The 18,023-nt window shown below is 71.9% G+C and carries 17 protein-coding genes and 1 rRNA gene; 13 read left to right on the forward strand and 5 right to left on the reverse strand.

Annotation, left to right across the window (positions count from 1 at the left end; all coding sequences use genetic code 11):
* Nucleotides 1-149 precede the first annotated feature (149 nt).
* The 8 genes from rrf (at nt 150) to ACH4FX_RS00040 (ending at nt 6,352) form a co-directional block, all read left to right on the forward strand.
* Nucleotides 150-266 (forward strand): 5S ribosomal RNA (gene rrf, locus ACH4FX_RS00005).
* Between the two features lie 83 nt (nt 267-349).
* Nucleotides 350-1,003, forward strand: coding sequence for an HAD family hydrolase (locus ACH4FX_RS00010; protein ID WP_398473917.1), 654 nt, complete (start codon nt 350-352; stop codon nt 1,001-1,003).
* 77 nt (nt 1,004-1,080) lie between these two features.
* Nucleotides 1,081-2,262, forward strand: a complete 1,182-nt coding sequence (locus ACH4FX_RS00015; RefSeq protein WP_398473918.1) for an acetoin utilization protein AcuC — start codon at nt 1,081-1,083, stop codon at nt 2,260-2,262.
* Nucleotides 2,263-2,398: 136 nt separating this feature from the next.
* Nucleotides 2,399-3,217: a phosphatase gene (locus ACH4FX_RS00020; RefSeq protein WP_398473919.1), complete on the forward strand. Its 819-nt coding sequence runs from the start codon at nt 2,399-2,401 to the stop codon at nt 3,215-3,217.
* 128 nt (nt 3,218-3,345) lie between these two features.
* Nucleotides 3,346-3,555, forward strand: a complete 210-nt coding sequence (locus ACH4FX_RS00025) for a helix-turn-helix domain-containing protein (RefSeq protein ID WP_014144137.1) — start codon at nt 3,346-3,348, stop codon at nt 3,553-3,555.
* Between the two features lie 119 nt (nt 3,556-3,674).
* On the forward strand, nt 3,675-3,773 hold the full coding sequence (locus tag ACH4FX_RS00030) for a 30S ribosomal protein bS22 (protein ID WP_003948845.1): 99 nt from the start codon (nt 3,675-3,677) through the stop codon (nt 3,771-3,773).
* Nucleotides 3,774-4,274: 501 nt separating this feature from the next.
* Entirely contained in the window at nt 4,275-5,333 is a 1,059-nt protein-coding gene (locus tag ACH4FX_RS00035) for an NAD-dependent epimerase/dehydratase family protein (RefSeq protein WP_398473920.1), read from the forward strand.
* Nucleotides 5,334-5,347: 14 nt separating this feature from the next.
* Nucleotides 5,348-6,352: a lysophospholipid acyltransferase family protein gene (locus ACH4FX_RS00040; RefSeq protein ID WP_398473921.1), complete on the forward strand. Its 1,005-nt coding sequence runs from the start codon at nt 5,348-5,350 to the stop codon at nt 6,350-6,352.
* A 158-nt stretch (nt 6,353-6,510) separates the two neighbouring features.
* Here the strand turns inward: ACH4FX_RS00040 and ACH4FX_RS00045 are convergent, their stop codons facing one another.
* The 5 genes from ACH4FX_RS00045 to ACH4FX_RS00065 all read right to left on the reverse strand — a co-directional run bounded on the left by ACH4FX_RS00045 (nt 6,511) and on the right by ACH4FX_RS00065 (nt 11,587).
* The gene (locus ACH4FX_RS00045; RefSeq protein ID WP_398473922.1) at nt 6,511-7,743 is read right to left on the reverse strand and encodes a DUF5667 domain-containing protein; all 1,233 of its coding nucleotides are present in this window, start codon (nt 7,741-7,743) and stop codon (nt 6,511-6,513) included.
* 469 nt (nt 7,744-8,212) lie between these two features.
* Nucleotides 8,213-8,995 (reverse strand): ECF subfamily RNA polymerase sigma factor, BldN family, encoded by a 783-nt coding sequence (locus ACH4FX_RS00050; protein WP_398473923.1) that lies wholly within the window; start codon nt 8,993-8,995, stop codon nt 8,213-8,215.
* Between the two features lie 368 nt (nt 8,996-9,363).
* A complete protein-coding gene (locus ACH4FX_RS00055; RefSeq protein ID WP_398473924.1) occupies nt 9,364-10,068 on the reverse strand; it encodes an SMI1/KNR4 family protein in 705 nt (234 codons plus the stop codon).
* A gap of 17 nt (nt 10,069-10,085) precedes the next feature.
* The gene (locus tag ACH4FX_RS00060) at nt 10,086-10,979 is read right to left on the reverse strand and encodes an HAD family hydrolase (protein ID WP_398474558.1); all 894 of its coding nucleotides are present in this window, start codon (nt 10,977-10,979) and stop codon (nt 10,086-10,088) included.
* Nucleotides 10,980-11,308: 329 nt separating this feature from the next.
* Nucleotides 11,309-11,587, reverse strand: a complete 279-nt coding sequence (locus ACH4FX_RS00065) for a glutaredoxin family protein (protein ID WP_398473925.1) — start codon at nt 11,585-11,587, stop codon at nt 11,309-11,311.
* A gap of 333 nt (nt 11,588-11,920) precedes the next feature.
* Between ACH4FX_RS00065 and ACH4FX_RS00070 the strand changes: the two genes are divergently transcribed.
* The 5 genes from ACH4FX_RS00070 to hemB all read left to right on the forward strand — a co-directional run bounded on the left by ACH4FX_RS00070 (nt 11,921) and on the right by hemB (nt 17,908).
* Complete coding sequence (locus ACH4FX_RS00070) at nt 11,921-12,757, forward strand: redox-sensing transcriptional repressor Rex (protein WP_398473926.1); 837 nt, start codon at nt 11,921-11,923, stop codon at nt 12,755-12,757.
* Nucleotides 12,758-12,857: 100 nt separating this feature from the next.
* Complete coding sequence (locus ACH4FX_RS00075; RefSeq protein WP_398473927.1) at nt 12,858-14,300, forward strand: glutamyl-tRNA reductase; 1,443 nt, start codon at nt 12,858-12,860, stop codon at nt 14,298-14,300.
* On the forward strand, nt 14,293-15,270 hold the full coding sequence (gene hemC, locus ACH4FX_RS00080) for a hydroxymethylbilane synthase (protein WP_398473928.1): 978 nt from the start codon (nt 14,293-14,295) through the stop codon (nt 15,268-15,270). The genes ACH4FX_RS00075 and hemC overlap by 8 nt, the downstream gene beginning before the upstream one ends.
* Entirely contained in the window at nt 15,267-16,916 is a 1,650-nt protein-coding gene (locus ACH4FX_RS00085; protein WP_398473929.1) for a uroporphyrinogen-III synthase, read from the forward strand. Before hemC ends, ACH4FX_RS00085 begins: the two co-directional genes overlap by 4 nt.
* Nucleotides 16,913-17,908, forward strand: a complete 996-nt coding sequence (gene hemB, locus ACH4FX_RS00090; RefSeq protein ID WP_398473930.1) for a porphobilinogen synthase — start codon at nt 16,913-16,915, stop codon at nt 17,906-17,908. Before ACH4FX_RS00085 ends, hemB begins: the two co-directional genes overlap by 4 nt.
* Nucleotides 17,909-18,023: the final 115 nt, after the last annotated feature.

The following is an 18,023-nucleotide window of genomic DNA, read 5'->3' on the forward strand; positions in this document are numbered from 1 at the left end:
GGTTGATAGGCCAGATATGGAAGACCGGTAACGGTTGGAGTTGACTGGTACTAATAGGCCGAGGGCTTGTCCTCAGTTGCTCGCGTCCACTGTGTTAGTTCTGAAGTAACGAACTCGCCTGTTCCGGCTGGAGTTCAACTTTATAGTGTTTCGGTGGTCATAGCGTTAGGGAAACGCCCGGTTACATTCCGAACCCGGAAGCTAAGCCTTTCAGCGCCGATGGTACTGCAGGGGGGACCCTGTGGGAGAGTAGGACGCCGCCGAACTATTTGTGAATGTGGGAAGCCCCGCACCGTATGGTGCGGGGCTTCCTGCATTTCGGGGCCCGGTCGGCGTTTACGCTCGAAGGATGCGTTATGACCTCATCATCTTCGACAACGACGGCGTACTCGTCGACAGCGAGCCGATCTCCAATACGATCCTCGCCGCCTATCTCACCGAACTCGGCCATCCCACCACCTACGAGGAATCGCTCCACGACTACATGGGCGCCGCGGTGCACCGCGTGCACGACCTGGTCAAGGAGCGGACGGGGCAGCTCCTCCCCGAAGCCTTCGAGGCCACACTGCACGCGCGGGTCTTCGAAGCCTTCGAGCGGGAGCTGGAGCCGGTCGCCGGCGTGTCCGAGGTGCTGGGGAAGCTGACGGCCGACGGGACCCCGTACTGCGTGGCCTCCTCCGGCAGCCATGAACGCATCCGGGTCGGACACCGCACGACCGGCCTCGACGAGTGGTTCGAGGAGGAGTGGATCTTCAGCTCGCAGGACGTGGGCCAGGGCAAGCCGGCCCCCGACCTCTTCCTCCACGCGGCGCGTGCGATGGGCGTGCCGCCGGAGCGGTGCGCCGTCATCGAGGACAGCCCGCTCGGCGTCCAGGCCGCGGTCGCCGCCGGGATGGACGTATACGGCTTCACCGCCATGACGCCGGCCGCGAAGCTCACCGCGGCGGGCCGGGTGACCGGGCTCTTCGCGCGCATGGAAGAGCTGCCGGCACTGCTCGCCTAGGCCCTGCCCGGACAGCCGGCCGCCCCCGGTCGTACGCCCCACGGTGCCCGTACGGCCCTACCGATACGGTGACGGGCATGAGCGGCCGTGCACAGCTGATGTGGGACGAGGCAGTTACGGGCTACGACTTCGGGCCCGGCCATCCGATGGATCCGGTCCGGCTCGCGCTGACCATGCGGTTGGTGGAGGCGTACGGGCTCGACCGGGGGCCCGATGCGGTGGAAGTGGTCGCCGCCAAGGCCGCCGGGACCTCCACGCTGCGGCTCGTGCACCGCGAGGACTACATCGACGCCGTACGGAAGGCGTCGGCCGATCCGAAGGCGGCCGACCCGGTCTACGGGATCGGCACCGAGGACGATCCGGCGTTCGCCGGGATGCACGAGGCGTCGGCCCTGATCGCGGGGCAATCAGTGGGCGCCGCGGAGGCGGTGTGGCGCGGCGACGCTCTGCACGCGGTGAACTTCGCGGGCGGCCTGCACCACGCGATGCCGGGCGGTGCCGCGGGCTTCTGCATCTACAACGACGCGGCGCTGGCCGTCGCGCGCCTGTTGGAGCTGGGTGCCGAGCGCGTCGCCTATGTGGATGTGGACGTGCACCACGGGGACGGCGTACAAGCCGCGTTCTGGGACGACCCGCGCGTCCTGACAATCTCCCTGCACGAGCACCCCAGGACGCTCTTCCCGCAGACCGGCTGGCCCGAGGAGACCGGCGGCGCGGGGGCCGAGGGCAGCGCGGTGAACGTCGCGCTGCCGGCCGGCACCGGCGACGAGGGCTGGCTGCGGGCCTTCCACGCGGTGGTGCCCGAGCTGCTGACCGCGTTCCGGCCCGACGTACTGGTGACGCAGCACGGCGCGGACACGCACTTCGAGGACCCGCTCGCGCACCTGGCGGTCAGCCTGGACGCGCAGCGGGCGGTGGCGGCGGCCTGCCACGACCTCGCGCACGAAACCGCCGGCGGGCGCTGGGTCGCGCTGGGCGGCGGCGGTTACGCGGTGGTGGACGTTGTACCGCGCAGCTGGACGCACCTGGTGGCGATCGCGGCGGGCCGCCCGATCGACCCCGCGGCGCCGGTGCCGGAGGAGTGGCGGCACGAGGTCTACCGGCGTACGCGCCAGGGCGGGCCGCTGCGGATGACGGACGGGCGCGGGACCGGGTGGCGCGACTTCCACGGCGAGGGGTACGACCCGGCCGACCGCCTGGACCAGGCGGTGCTGGCGACGCGCCGCGCGGTGTTCCCCGCGCATGGGTTGCTGCCATAGCGCCGGGTTCGTCCCGAAGGGGCGTCACTTCGGCCGGATGCGCCCGGATGTGTGACTACTGGGCGGTTTCGGGCCCGGGGCGGCTGCCGGGGCGTCAGCATGGGGTCTCGTGTGGGGCTCCGGTACGGATGCGGACGTGGCGGCGGAGGCCGCCGCGCTGAAGGCGTATCTGGTCAGGGTGCGGCTCGCGGGCACGATCGCGACATCCCGGGAGAAGAGCCTGACGCGCTACCGGCTCTTCGCGGCCGGCGACCCGCGCGCACTGATCGGACTGGAGCCCGCGAATGACTGGTCCGTGGGTGAAGTGCTTCGAGTGATGGCTGAGCAGTGTGGAGTTTCGGCCGATCCCGGGCACACTTCCGGCCCCGATTCGATCGATCCGGACCGGACGCTCGCCGGGCTCGATGCGTTCGCGGACCGGCTCGGCGCGGCGGCCGCCCGGCACGCTGCGGTACTGATCGGCACCGGGCACCCGCACCGGCTGCTGGGCTTCTACGGCGGCCTGGCAGACGCCCTGTCGGCGGCGGGGTGCACCGTCCTCACCCCGGCGTATGGCCGCTGTGTCGACATAGCGACCCGATTCGGGGTACGCACGTACAACCTTGACTACGTACGGGGAGTCGCGCTGATGCGCGAACCCGGCGTGCGGCGCGCCCCCGGTGAGCCGGGCGTACACACCCACTCCCCCCTCCCGGTTCGTACCGCCCTCGACGCCGCGGCAGACGCCGGAGGGCCGCTTCCCGAGCTGGTGATCGGTGACCACGGCTGGGTCTGCGGAGCAGGTCAGCTGGGCTTTGAGGCCATCGGACTGGCGGATACGGACGATCCGGCGCTGTTCGTCGGGCAGGCGGAGGGGCGGGTGTCCGCCGTAGTTCCGCTTGATGACGCTGTGCGGTCTGATTACTACCGACCGCTTACTCGCTATGTACTCAATCGAGCGTGTCTGTCACAGTAGGCGGCCGATCGCTGCTCCTCTTCCCCACTCGCATCACCCGCCCCTAACCTGGGGAGTGAGCGCACAGCGACGGGGAGTCACCGGAGGGGAAGCCGGTGCCCGTCATGTGCGGAAGGTTCAGGTGTGTCATGGCTGCAGACCAAAGGCCTCTCAATGAGGTCGTGTTCCTGACCGTGGCGGAAGTCGCCACGGTGATGCGAGTGTCGAAGATGACCGTGTACCGCTTGGTGCACAGCGGTCATCTGCCCGCGATCCGAGTGGGGAGGTCGTTCCGGGTCCCGGAGCAAGCGGTCCACGACTACCTCCGTGAGTCCTATGTGGGGGTGGAATCGGCCTGAGGGGCCCGAGAAGACCCTCGGATTACGCCGTAGGCTCGGTGCCAGGTAGGCTGGCCCGATGTAGGTAGTGTGGGCTCGGACGCCCCGCACCGAGTGATACGAAGTGAGCGAGGGTAGTCGTGGGCTCTGTTATCAAGAAGCGGCGCAAGCGGATGGCCAAGAAGAAGCACCGCAAGCTGCTCAAGCGCACCCGTGTTCAGCGTCGCAACAAGAAGTAAGCGACGCTGATCGCGATATCGCAGCCCCCCACCGCACCATGCGGTGGGGGGCTGCGGTGCGTTTCGGGGGCGGCTTTGCGGCGCACTCGGTGGGCGCGGCCGCAGTGACGGCGGGGCGAGCGGTGGAATTCGGGGGTACGCGCGGCGGGGCGGCCGGGTGAACGGCGCGCGGGGGTATCTGCTGGAACTCCGGCCGTACGGGCGCTGCCGGCCGCGTGCGGGGCGGCGCCCGAATTACCGGCCGTCGTACGGACAGGGAGGCGGCGTCGGCGGAAGCGGTGTGCGGTGGCTCACGCGCGGCTCCGGACAAAGCGCGGGGCGTATGAGGACAAGGGCCCGGCGGGGCAGGAAAACCGGCCGACGGGACGGGCAAAGCTCGGGCCAAGGCTTGAAATGTCGCTCCGGGCATCCCGTGGTCGTCACAGCACAACGACGACCCGATAGCGTGGCGTCACAGCTCGGCTCACGCGAGGGACAAAGGGTGGGAAGGAAGGGCTGATCTTGGGAAAGGTCGTGCTCGTCACTGGAGTCGCACGGCAACTGGGGGGCCGGTTCGTACGACGCATTCAGCGCGACCCCGACGTCGACCGGGTGATCGGAGTCGACGCGGTGGCGCCCGAGCACCATTTGGGCGGGGCCGATTTCCTCAAGGCCGACATCAGGCATCCGGCCATTGCCAAAGTGCTGGCCGAGACCGGTGTGGACACGGTGGTCCACATGGACATCAACGGCACGCCGCTCGGCGGGCGGGGCGGCCGGGGCAGCCGGACGACGGTCAAGGAGACCAACGTCATCGGCACCATGCAGCTGCTCGGCGCCTGCCAGAAGGCACCGCACGTCAAACGGCTGGTGGTGAAGTCCAGCACCAGCGTGTACGGGTCCGCGCCCCGCGACCCGGCCGTCTTCACCGAGACCACGCCGCCGAAGTCGCTGCCCAGCGGCGGCTTCGCGAAGGACGCGGTCGAGGTGGAGGGCTACGTACGCGGCTTCGCCCGGCGCCGCCCCGACGTCGCGGTGTGCGTGCTGCGCTTCGCCAACATCCTCGGGGCGTGCGCCGACTCGCCGCTCGCCGAGTACTTCTCGCTGCCGGTGCTCCCCACCGTCCTGGGATACGACCCGCGATTGCAGTTCGTCCACGAGGACGACGCGATCGAGGCGCTGTGCATGGCCTCCGGCAAGCCCCGGCGCGGCACCCTCAACAGCGGCACGTTCAACGTCGCGGGGGACGGCGCGCTGCTGCTCTCCCAGTGCTCCCGGCGGCTGGGCCGGCCCACGCTGCCGCTGTTCCTGCCGACCGTCACCTGGGCCGGCACCGCGCTGCGCTCCCTCGGCATCACCGACTTCTCGCCGGAGCAGATCCGGATGCTCACGCACGGCCGGGTCGTCCAGACGACCCAGATGCGCGAGACACTGGGGTTCCACCCGAAATACACGACGGCGGAGACCTTCGCGGAGTTCGCCCGCAGTCGTGGACGCGGGCTGCTGCCGCCCGAGGTCCTCGCCCGTACCGTCGACCGGCTCGCCGCCGTGCTGCCCGCACGCAGCGGCCCGACCCTGTGAGGAGTTCACCCACGATGGCGGACGCCAAGGTCATTCCCTTCGGCGAGGAGCCCCGGTCGCGCAGGAAGACCAAGCGGCCGGGCCGTGGAGGCCGCCGTACGGCCCTGTCGCCCGTACCGGAGCCGCGGCGGCAGGACGGGCGGGAACAGGCGGCGGAAGGGCCGCAGGGGGCTCCGGGGGTTTCCCTGGAGCAGCGGATCGCCGGCGGTCTGCGCTTCCTGCGCCGACGGCTCACCGGCGAGTACGAGGTCGACGACTTCGGGTACGACGAGGAGCTGACCGACCAGGTCCTGATGTCGCTGCTGCGCCCGCTGTACGAGAAGTACTTCCGGGTCGAGGTCAAGGGGATCGAGAACATCCCAGCCGACGGCGGCGCGCTGATCGTCGCCAACCACTCCGGGACGCTGCCGCTGGACGGGCTGATGCTCCAGGTCGCGGTGCACGACCACCATCCGGCCGACCGGCACCTGCGGCTGCTCGCGGCCGACCTGGTCTTCGTCCTGCCGGTGATCAACGAACTGGCGCGCAAGGCCGGGCACACGCTCGCCTGCGCGGAGGACGCGCAGCGGCTGCTGGAGCGCGGCGAGGTCGTCGGGGTGATGCCGGAGGGCTTCAAGGGCATCGGCAAGCCGTTCGCGGACCGCTACAAGCTCCAGCGGTTCGGGCGCGGCGGGTTCGTGTCCACCGCGCTGCGGGCCGGGGTGCCGATCGTGCCGTGCTCGATCGTGGGCGCCGAGGAGATCTACCCGAAGATCGGCGACGCCAAGACGCTGGCGCGGGTGCTGGGCTTCCCGTACTTCCCGCTGACGCCGACCTTCCCGTGGTTCGGGCCGCTGGGGCTGGTGCCGCTGCCGACGAAGTGGACGATCCAGTTCGGGGAGCCGATCCCGACGGACGGGTATCCGGCGGAGGCGGCGGACGACCCGATGCTGATGTTCAACCTGACGGACCAGGTGCGGGAGACGATCCAGCACACGCTCTACAAGCTGCTGGTGCAGCGGCGTTCGGTGTTCTTCTGAGGGGCCGGCGGGCTTCTGAGGGAGCGGTGGGCTTCTGAGGAAACGGTGTTCTTCTGGAGGGCCAGCAGGCCGGGAACGGCCCGCGCCCGGCCCGCGCGACGCCCCGGCGCCGTGTGGTGGCACCGGGGCGTCGCGCGGCGGGCCGCCGCGGGGTGGGGTCAGCCCAGCGGGTTCTTGCCGTCCAGGCCGATGTCGGGCAGCAGGCCGGGGAGCAGCGGCGGGATCGTGACGTCGGGCTCGTGCGGTGTCTCCTTGCCCTTGCCCGGCCCCTTGCCGTCCGGGGCGGGGGTGGCGGCGTCGGCGGGCGGGTCGAGCAGGCCGCCCGTGCTGCCGCCGAGCAGCCCGTCGTCCTGCTGGGCCGGGGAGGTGGCCGACGGGTGGTGCCGCGGTGCCTGGGAGCCGTCGGTCCGCTCGGACGAGGAGGCGCTTTCGCCGGACGGGGACGGGTGGTCCGTACGGCCCTGGGAGGCGCCCGGCGCGGGGGCCTCGGGGGCGCTCTCGTGGTGGCTCTCGCCGCCCGGGGGCTTGGGCAGCAGCGAGCGCAGCGGGCCGACCTCTTCGTCTATGGCGTCGAAGACCGAGCTGACCTCGTCGCGCACGTCCGTCAGCTGGGCCGGCAGGCGGTCGCGCAGCCGGCTCCAGCTGTCGCGGTGCGACTTGGTGAAGGAGTTGAGCGTCTGGATGGGGCCGAGGGAGCCGTCGCGCTCGTACGCCTCGTGGAGCAGGCGGTGGCCCTCGCCGGCGTCCTGCTTGACGCCGGACAGCGCCTTGCGGACCTCGCTGAGCGCTTCGTGGTCGAGGTCGCCGACCCGGCCGCGCTCCATGAGGCGGTGCGCCTCGAACATGCGGGTGGACGCCTGGTCGAGGAAGAGCCGGCCGCGCTCGGACACGTCGTCGGCCATGCCCAGCTTCAGGTCCTCCATGCCGCGCTTGAGGCCGTAGAGGGAGTCGCCGGGGAGCGCGTCGGAGCTGGCGGCGGCGACACCGCTGAAGGCGCCGGCGGCGACGCCCACCGTCAGGCCGCCCGCCGCGAGGCCCTTGGACAGCCGGGACCTCGGGCGCAGCCGCCCCAGGGACTTGGCGGCGCGGTGCGCGCCGCGGGTGCCGCGCTGCTGCGGCACCCGGCCGTCGTCGGACGTGGCGCCGCCTTCGGCGAAGGCCGCCTCCATCGCCGCGATGAGCTGGGCCCGGTGGACGGTCTTGACCTCGGGGTCCAACTCCGGCCCGGGGAGTTCACCGAGGGCGCCGGCTACCGCCAACAGCCGTGATTCTCCGCACGCTTCCGCCGGTGTGCCGGCCTCGTCCTCGGCCGCCGCGCCCGGGAGGACCTGCTCCTCCAGGGCTTGGGCGAAGGCGTTAGCCCGCCGGTGCACCGATACGTTCGCGATCACGGGCGGCACCTCCTCTCGTCATCCCGCTCGACTCCCCGGACTGGCTTGACTATCCAGACTGGCCGGAAGGTTGCACGCCTGGCTCACGTCCACTCGATCGAGTGAGAGGGCGCGGGCCGGGCGCGACCGCGGGGAGTCTGCAATCCGCACAACGAGCGCCGCGGCACTTGGGTTACGCACGCACGATGATCTGACCGAACGGTCACGAACGATCACCGACAGTCAAAAGTCGCGGTGGCCGGCGCCGGGCGTGTCCGGCGGGCGCGGCCGGCCTGGGGAAAGCTCCGCCCGTCAATGCGGATCCAGGAGATTCAGGCGATCGGGGCGGTGCTCCAGGCGTTAGTCCTGGCGGTGGGACGGAGCGGACGGGCCGGGGCGACGGGACAGGCGGACACGCAGGTGGGAGCGGGGAGGGGGAAGCGGGGCCGGTGTGCGGCACGGTGGACGGTCCGGGAGGACGGGGCGGCGGTCAGCGGGCGTCGTCCGGGAGCAGCCGCGCCAGGGTCCGTACGGCCCGGTACTGGAGCGTCTTGATCGCGCCCTCGTTCTTCCCCATGACGCGGGCGGTCTCGGCGACCGACAGGCCCTGGAGGAAGCGCAGCGTCACGCACTCCTGCTGCTGCGGGTTGAGCTTGCGGACCGCCTCCAGCAGCGCGGCGTTGGACAGGGATTCCAGGACCGAGTCCTCGGGGCTGCGCTCGACCTCGTTGGCGTCGAGCATCTCGCCGGTGGTCACCTCCAGGCGGAAGCGCGAGGACTTGAAGTGGTCGGCGACCAGGTTGCGGGCGATCGTGACCAGCCAGGCGCCGAAGTCGCGGCCCTGCCAGGTGAAGGTGCCGATGCGGCGCAGGGCCCGCAGGAACGTCTCGCTGGTCAGGTCCTCGGCCGTGGCCCGGCCGCCCACCCGGTAGTAGATGTAGCGGTAGACCGTGTCGGCGTACTGGTCGTAGAGCCGGCCGAACGCCTCCGCCTCGCCGGCCTGGGCGCGCTCGACGAGGTCCATCATGCGGCGGCTGTCGCTGTCGGCGGGGCGCCGGGCGGTGGGCGTGCCCGCGCCGCGGCGGGTTCTCCCGCCGGTCTTGCTGACCGTGGTGGTGCTGCCGTCGGCCAGGGCGTAGCACGGTCCGGCGGGGGCGGCGGTGGCGAATGCGGGGACGGCGATCGCGGTGGGGACAAAACTGCGCAGGTGGTCGACGAGTGTCGTACGCAGCGTAGCCAGGCCCGAGGCGTCAACCCCGACGTGTGGGTACACGGGACTCCCAGAGGCAGAGCTTCCATCACGTGCAGTGCGGGACCGTTCACCCGTCGTAGGGACGCGTGGGTACCGGTTTGCGTCTGAGGAGAATAACGCTTCGTACAGGCAGCGCTACACCCAGTTGCTCAAATCATCGATTACTTCTGGTCCGTTACGAGTTCATGCCCGTTCAAGTATCGATTCCTGAGCAGATATTGATCAGAAAGGAACGTGATCTGCCTGGTTGCAGGGCGTGTTGTGGCGAACCGTTCGCAACGGGACTGCGGGGGACGGGGCGGGGGTATGCACCACGGATTGGCCGGGCGGGCGGGACGGGCGCCCGGCGGACACGCCCTGTGAACGGCCGCCGCCCGGCGCGACGGCGCTCAGCCGCGCCCCGGCGCGTCCGTCAGCCACGCTGCGTACCAGGCCCCGAAATCCGGGCCGGGCGTGAGACTGGGCCAGACCTCCAGGTCGGCGAACCAGACCCGGCCGCGCTGCTCGCCGGTGACGACGAGGCGTACGAATTCCCCGCAGCCCGCCTCGGCCACGGCCAGTGTCCCGGCCACCAGCGCGTCCGGGTCGAACCGCTCGCCGGGCCGGGGGCGCCACGCCTCGGTGAGCCGGAAGGGCGTCGCGAGCGCCCCGGGCCTGCGGTCGTGCTCGCGGACGTCCTCCGCCGCCCAGTCGTCCGGCGGCCCCGGATAGGCGCTGGGGCCCGTCAGGGGGAACAGGCCGTGCTGTGGACCGGCGCCGCCGTTGGCGACGCGCAGGAGGAAATCGCGGTACGGCCCCGGCAGCTCGATGCCGTGCAGCGACTCGAACGCGTGGAGTTCGGCGGCGGGCAGCGGCGGCGCGAGCCGGTAGCGGTGCTGGTCGGCGCCGAAGCGGGTGCAGCCGGGGTCCCGGCGCGCCAGTTCGGCCACACGGGACCGGACCGCGGCCGGATCCCAGGGCGACCAGGACTCCCAGGACGCCGTGCCACCGGAATCCGCGAAGCCGCCGGTGTTCGCATCGCCGTCCGCATCCGACGTACCGCCGGTGTCCGTCGTGCCACCGGAATCCGCCGTCCCACCGGAACTCGCTGCCACCGGCCGGAAGAACCGGTTCAGCGGCGGCGGCGCTGGAGGGCCACCGCCGCGGCGGCGCCGCCCGCGAGGGCGCCCACGCCGGCCGCCGCCGGGATGCCGATCTTGACCGCCTTGCGGCCGGTCCGGTAGTCCCGCAGCCGCCAGCCCTGCTCGCGGGCGTGCTTGCGCAGCCGCCCGTCGGGGTTGACCGCGTACGGGTGGCCGACCAGGGACAACATCGGGATGTCGTTGGCGGAGTCGCTGTAGGCGGCGCAGCGCTCCAGGTCCAGGCCCTCGGCTGCGGCCAGGGCGCGGACGGCCTCGGCCTTGGCGGGGCCGTGCAGCGGCTCGCCGACCAGCTTGCCCGTGTAGACGCCGCCGACGGACTCGGCGACGGTGCCGAGCGCGCCGGTCAGGCCGAGCCGGCGGGCGATGATCGTGGCGGTTTCGACCGGGGCCGCGGTCACCAGCCACACCTTCTGGCCCGCGTCCAGGTGGGCCTGGGCGAGGGCGCGGGTGCCGGGCCAGATCCGCTCGGCCATGTACTCGTCGTAGATCTCCTCGCCGATGGTCATCAGCTCGGAGACGCGGTGGCCCTGCACGATGGACAGCGCGCTGTTGCGGGCGTCCGCCATGTGCTCGGGGTTCTCCGAGCCGATGAAGCGGAAGTAGATCTGCTGCCAGACGAAGCGGGCCAGGTCGCGTTTGTGGAAGAAGCGGCGCTTGTACAGGCCGCGCCCGAAGTGGAAGAGCGACGCGCCCTGCATGACGGTGTTGTCGAGGTCGAAGAAGGCGGCGGCGGAGGTGTCCCCGACGACCGGGAACTCCGGCTCCTCCGCGCCCTTCGCCTGGGCGGCCGCCTCCTGCGCCTCGGCCTCCAGCTCCAGCGACGACTTGCGCGCGGCCTCGGCCGCGGCCTCGCCGGCGAGCACGCTGCGCGCGGTGGCGGGGCGCCTACGGCGGGTGAACCACCCCGTGGGGAGGTGCGCGCCGTAGGAGTTCCTACGGGGACGGCGGGCGGGCGACGGGTGGGCCATGTAGCTAGCGTAGCCAGGTTGTTCGGTGCGGCCGGTTACGGGCGGATGTCCGGTGGCCGTGGTCCGGCGGACGGTTGCGTTACGGCCATCCCGGTGAGGGCGCCGGACCGCCGGGCCGCGCCGCCGCCGCGGGGGCGTACGCCGGGCGGTCCCGGTGCCGTACGCGGCGGGGCGGGCCGGGCGTAGGCGGTCTCGTACCGGCGCCGGGCCGGGGGCTCGTGCCGTCAGGCGCCCAGGGCCTTGCGCAGCCGCTGGGGGTCGACCCGCCAGAAATCGTGCTGCGCGCCGTCCACGAGGACGACCGGAATCTGTTCCCAGTACTTGCGGTACAGCTCCTCGTCCTGGGTGATGTCCTTCTTCTCCCAGGAGGCGCCGGTCTCGGCGCACACTTTTTCGATCACTTCCTGTGCGACATCACACAGATGGCAGCCGGGCTTGCCGATGAGCGTGACCGTGCTGTCCGCCGGATTCCTGCGGTTGTTGCGGCTGAAGAGGGAGGCCATACCCGTCATTGTGCCTCCGGCGCGCGGCGGGGAAAGTCGCCTCGGTCGACTACCATCGATGGGCGATTTGTAGGTTTCCGGGGCGATAACGATGAGGAGTGAGGGCGCGTGCTGCCGTCGGCACTCCGTTGTTACCGGTGCGAAACGTGTGAACGGTGCGCTGGGGGAGTTGGTTCCGCGAAGGGCCGTAAAAGCCGCGTGACCCCGGTCACTTTGGCCGGACAAAGCGGACACCATCTTTGTGCACGCGTTCACAAAGACATAGCCTGCTGTCGACGGGGCGGTCGGGACATCTACGGCCGTCCACAGCCCCGCTCTACCCGCAGGAGCACCGTGGCAACTGGCCGAACTCACCGACCGGCGACCCGAAGCCGAGGGATTCCCGAGGCCACCGTCGCCCGGCTACCGCTGTATCTGCGCGCGTTGACCGCGCTCTCCGAGCGCTCGGTCCCCACGGTCTCCTCCGAGGAACTCGCCGCCGCGGCGGGGGTCAACTCCGCGAAGCTGCGCAAGGACTTCTCCTACCTCGGCTCGTACGGCACCCGGGGCGTCGGGTACGACGTGGAGTACCTCGTCTACCAGATCTCCCGTGAGCTGGGCCTGACGCAGGACTGGCCGGTCGTGATCGTCGGTATCGGCAACCTCGGCGCCGCCCTGGCCAACTACGGCGGCTTCGCCTCCCGCGGGTTCCGCGTCGCCGCGCTCATAGACGCCGACCCGGCGATGGCGGGCAAGCCGGTGGCGGGCATCGCGGTGCAGCACACCGACGAGCTGGAAAAGATCATCAAGGACAACGGCGTCTCGATCGGCGTGATCGCGACTCCGGCGGGCGCCGCCCAGCAGGTCTGCGACCGGCTCGTCGCGGCCGGCGTCACGTCCATCCTGAACTTCGCGCCGACCGTGCTGACCGTTCCGGACGGCGTGGACGTGCGCAAGGTCGACCTGTCGATAGAACTGCAGATCCTGGCGTTCCACGAGCAGCGCAAGGCCGGCGAGGACGCGGGGCACGACGACGAGTCCGACGATGCCCGCGCCGTCGCCGCGCGTGAGGCTCGCCGGGCCGTGCGCGAGGTGCGCGAGGCCGCGGCGAAGGCGGCCCCGGCCGCGGACGCCCCCGCCTCCGGCCGCAAGGGACCCGACGGGGACGTGCCCGCCGTGATGCCGGCATGAGCGAGCGCAGCATGGGGGTCCCCCCGGTCGGAGACTGGGGGAGAACCATCGAAAGGTGCGCCACAGGCGAAGACTGTGCCTCGCGAAGCGAGGTGCAAGCATGAGCCTCCTCGTTGTCGGGCTCAGTCATCGCAGCGCCCCCGTGAGCGTGCTGGAGCACGCCGCCATCGCCCCCGAGGCGCGCGGCAAGCTGCTCCAGGACACGGTGTCGGCCGAGCCGGCCGCCGAGGCAGCGGTGCTCTCCACCTGCAACCGCATCGAGCTGTACGCCGACGTGGACAAGTTCCACGCGGGTGTCGCCGAGCTGTCCACGCTGCTGGCCCGGCACAGCGGCGCGGGCCTGGACGAGCTGACCCCCTATTTGTACGTGCACTACGAGGACCGGGCCGTCCACCACCTCTTCTCGGTGGCCTGCGGCCTGGACTCGATGGTGGTGGGCGAGGGCCAGATCCTCGGCCAGATCAAGGACGCGCTCGCGGTGGCGCAGGAGCAGCACACCGCGGGCCGGCTGCTGAACGACCTCTTCCAGCAGGCGCTGCGGGTCGGCAAGCGCGCCCACAGCGAGACCGGCATCGACAAGGCGGGCCAGTCGCTGGTCACCTTCGGGCTGGAGCAGCTGGCCGGCGCCACCGACGTGGCCGAGTGGGCCCGGGGCAAGCGCGCCCTGGTCATCGGCGCCGGTTCGATGTCCTCGCTGGCCGCGACCACGCTCGTACGGGCCGGGGTGAGCGAGCTGGCGGTGGCCAACCGGACGGTGGAGCGGGCCGAGCGGCTGACGCGGATCCTCACCGAGCCGGGCTCGGCGGGCGCGCTGAACGGGCTGACCGCCCGCGCCGTCGCGATGGCCGCCGTCCAGTCCGAGCTGGCCCTGGCCGACGTCGTGGTCTCCTGCACGGGCGCCACCGGCCTGGTGCTGACCGGCGACGCGATCGAGACCGCCGCCGAGACCCGCGCCGCCCGTATCGCGGCCGGTGACGGGTACGCCGGGACCGCGGGCGGCGCCGGCAGCGCCGTCGCGCCGGCCCCCGAGCTGGCGCTGCTCGACCTCGCCATGCCGCGGGACATCGACGCCGCCGCCCACCGGACCGAGGGCGTGCGCCTCGTCGACATCGAGTCGCTGGCCGACGCGTCCGCGGACGCGCCGATGGCGGCCGACGTGGACCGGGTGCGCGGCATCGTCTCCGACGAGGTGGCCGCGTTCGGCGCGGCGCAGCGGGCCGCGCACATCACGCCGACGGTGGTCGCGCTGCGCACCATGGCGGCGGACGTCGTGGCGAGCGAGATCGCCCGGCTGGACGGCCGCCTCCCCGACCTGGACGACAAGCAGCGCGCGGAGATCACCCAGACCGTGCGCCGGGTCGTCGACAAACTCCTGCACGCGCCCACCGTGCGGGTCAAGCAGCTGGCCAGCGAACCCGGCGGCGCCGGTTACGCGGACGCACTGCGCGAACTCTTCGACCTCGACCCGCAGACGGTGGCCGCCGTCAGCCGGGCCGACACGCGGGCCACCGCCCGCACACAGCACGGGAGCGGGCATGACTGACAGCAATCCACGGGCACTGCGGCTGGGCACGCGGCGCAGCAGGCTCGCCATGGCCCAGTCCGGGATGGTGGCCGAGGCGGTGCGCGAGGCGACCGGGCGTCCCGTAGAGCTGGTGGAGATCACCACCTACGGCGACACCTCCCGCGAGCACCTGGCGCAGATCGGCGGCACCGGTGTGTTCGTCTCCGCGCTGCGCGACGCGCTGCTCGACGGGACGATCGACTTCGCCGTGCACTCGCTGAAGGACCTGCCCACCGCGCAGCCCGCGGAGCTGGCGCTGGCGGCCGTGCCGCGGCGCGAGGACCCGCGCGACGTGCTGGTGGCCCGGGACGGTCTGACCTTCGAGGAGCTGCCGGACGGTGCCCGGGTGGGTACGGGGTCGCCGCGCCGCATGGCGCAGCTGAACGCCTGGGCGCGTTCGCTGGGCCGGCGGGTGGAGACCGTACCGATCCGCGGGAACATCGACACCCGTATCGGCTACGTCGAGAAGGGCGAGCTGGACGCGGTCGTGCTGGCCGCGGCCGGGCTCACCCGGATCGGCCGGATCGACGAGGCGACCGAGCACCTGTCGCCCGACCTGGTTTTGCCCGCCCCCGGCCAGGGGGCCCTGGCGGTGGAGTGCGCCGCGCACAACGCGCAGCTCGCCGCCCAGCTCGCCGAGCTCGACGACCCGTTCACCCGGGCCGCCGTGACGGCCGAGCGTTCCCTGCTCGCCGCCCTGGAGGCCGGCTGCTCCGCACCTGTGGGTGCGCTGGCCGACCTGCAGGCCGACGGGCAGGCTGTCACCGAATTGCGCCTGCGTGGCGTCGTCGGCACGACCGACGGCTCGACGCTGGTGCAGCTGTCCACCACCGGACACGTACCCGCCTCTCTCGGCGACGCGGCGGCCCCCGTGAACATGGGGCGCGAACTCGCCGCCGAGATGCTCGCGAAGGGTGCGGCCGGTCTTATGGGGGAGCGAGCACTTTGAACCCCACCGCCCCGAACCACCCTGCCGCCGGCCAGGTCACCTTCATCGGCGCCGGTCCCGGAGACCCGGGACTGCTGACGCTGCGTGCCGTCGAGGCACTGGCGCGCGCCGATGTGCTGATCGCCGATCCGCAGGTGCTCGACGTCGTCCGCGCGCATGCGCGGGCGAATGTGGACACGCCGCAGCAGCCGACGGCTGACGAGGCGTCAACCACCGCCGGTGTCCCCGCGCTTAGGGACACCACCAATCTTGTCATGTCGGCTGTGCGCACCGGCAAGCGGGTGGTGCGTGCGGTGTCCGGCGACCCCGGCCTGGACGCCCATGTGGCCGAGGAGATGCTGGCCTGCGCCGCCGAGGGGGTCGTCTTCGAGGTCGTGCCGGGCATCGCCGCCGCGGTCGGCGTGCCCGCGTACGCCGGTGTGCCGCTGCGCGACGCGGACGGTACGGACGTGCGCTTCATCGACGCCCGTACCGCCGACGAGCGCTGCTGGTCGGAGGTGGGCTCCAGCGACGCCACCACCGTGGTGTCCACCTCGCTGGACTCGGTGGTCGCCGCGGCCGGCGAGCTGGTCTCGGCGGGCCGCAAGCCGGACACGCCGATGACGGTCACCGTCGCCGGTACGACCACGCGCCAGCGCACCTGGAACGCGACGCTCGGTTCGGTCGCCCAGGTGCTGAAGGCCGCCAAGGTGCTGCCGTCGGCGGACGGCGGGCAGCCGGTCATAGCCGTGGTCGGTGAGCGTGGTGCCGCGGCCCGGCGCGACCAGCTGTCGTGGTTCGAGAACAAGCCGCTGTTCGGCTGGCGCGTCCTCGTCCCGCGGACCAAGGAGCAGGCCGCCTCGCTCTCCGACCAGCTCGTCGAGTACGGCGCGGTGCCGCACGAGGTGCCGACCATCGCCGTGGAGCCGCCGCGCACCCCGCAGCAGATGGAGCGCGCGGTCAAGGGCCTGGTCACCGGCCGCTACGAGTGGATCGCCTTCACCTCGGTCAACGCCGTCAAGGCGGTCCGGGAGAAGTTCGAGGAGTACGGGCTGGACGCCCGCGCGTTCGCCGGGATCAAGGTCGCCGCGGTGGGCGAGCAGACCGCCAAGGCGCTGATCGCCTTCGGCGTGAAGCCGGACCTCGTCCCGTCCGGCGAGCAGTCGGCGGCCGGGCTGCTGGAGGACTGGCCGCCGTACGACCCGGTCTTCGACCCGATCGACCGGGTGTTCCTGCCGCGCGCCGACATCGCGACCGAGACGCTGGTGGCGGGCCTGATCGAGCTGGGCTGGGAGGTCGACGACGTCACGGCCTACCGGACCGTACGGGCCTCGCCGCCGCCGCAGGAGACCCGCGAGGCGATCAAGGGCGGCGGTTTCGACGCCGTGCTGTTCACCTCGTCCTCCACGGTGCGCAACCTGGTCGGCATCGCCGGCAAGCCGCACAACGTGACCGTGATCGCCTGTATCGGCCCGGCCACCGCCAAGACCGCCGAGGAGCACGGGCTGCGCGTGGACGTCATGTCGCCCGAGCCGTCGGTACACAAGCTGGCCGAAGCGCTCGCGCAGTTCGGCGCGGCGCGGCGGGACGCCGCGCTGGAGGCCGGTGACCCGGTCACCCGCCCGAGCGAGCGCCGGCCCGGATCGCGTAGGAGGGCTCGCAGTTGAGCAGCAGTACGTACGGCAACTTCCCCGGTGGGCGGCCGCGCCGACTGCGCACCACGCCGGCCATGCGCCGGATGGTCGCCGAACACCGCCTGCACCCGGCGGACCTGATCCTGCCCGCGTTCGTGCGGGAGGGGGTCTCCGAGCCGGTGCCGATCGGCGCCATGCCGGGCGTCGTGCAGCACACCCGTGACACGTTGCGGAAGGCCGCCGTCGAGGCGGTCGAGGCGGGCGTCGCCGGGATCATGCTGTTCGGGGTGCCCGAGGACGCGAAGAAGGACGGGCTCGGTACGGCCGGTACGGACCCGGACGGCATCCTCCAGCAGGGCATCCGCGATGTGCGCGCCGAGGTCGGCGACGACCTGGTGATCATGTCGGACCTGTGCCTGGACGAGTACACCGACCACGGCCACTGCGGCGTCCTGGACGCCGAGGGCCGGGTGGACAACGACGCGACGCTGGAGCGCTACGCCGAGATGGCGCAGGTCCAGGCGGACGCGGGCGTCCATGTGGTGGGCCCGAGCGGCATGATGGACGGCCAGGTCGGCGTCATCCGCGACGCGCTGGACCAGACCGGCCACGAGGACGTGGCGGTCCTCGCGTACACCGCGAAGTACGCCTCCGCGTTCTACGGCCCGTTCCGCGAGGCCGTCGGCTCCTCCCTCAGGGGCGACCGCAAGACCTACCAGCAGGACTACGGCAACTCCCGCGAGTCGCTGCGCGAGCTGGCGCTCGACCTCCAGGAGGGCGCCGACATGGTGATGGTCAAGCCCGGCATGCCGTACCTGGACGTGCTGGCGAAGATCGCGGACTCGGTGGACGTACCGGTCGCCGCGTACCAGATCTCCGGTGAGTACGCGATGGTCGAGGCCGCCGCCGAGAAGGGCTGGATCGACCGCGACGCGGCGATCCTGGAGTCCCTGACCGGGTTCAAGCGGGCGGGCGCCGACATGATCCTGACCTACTGGGCCACGGAGGTCGCGCGCAAGCTCTAGGGCCCTGTCCGTATCGCCTGAAGAGACGGCGGCGCTCCGTAGGGGGCGCCGCCGTCGCGTTGTGTACGGGGGTGGGGCCCGGCGGGGCGGCGGACGGGCCGCCCCTCCCGGACGG

It is taken from the genome of Streptomyces sp. NPDC018019 (assembly GCF_044327805.1).
GTDB lineage: Bacteria > Actinomycetota > Actinomycetes > Streptomycetales > Streptomycetaceae > Streptomyces.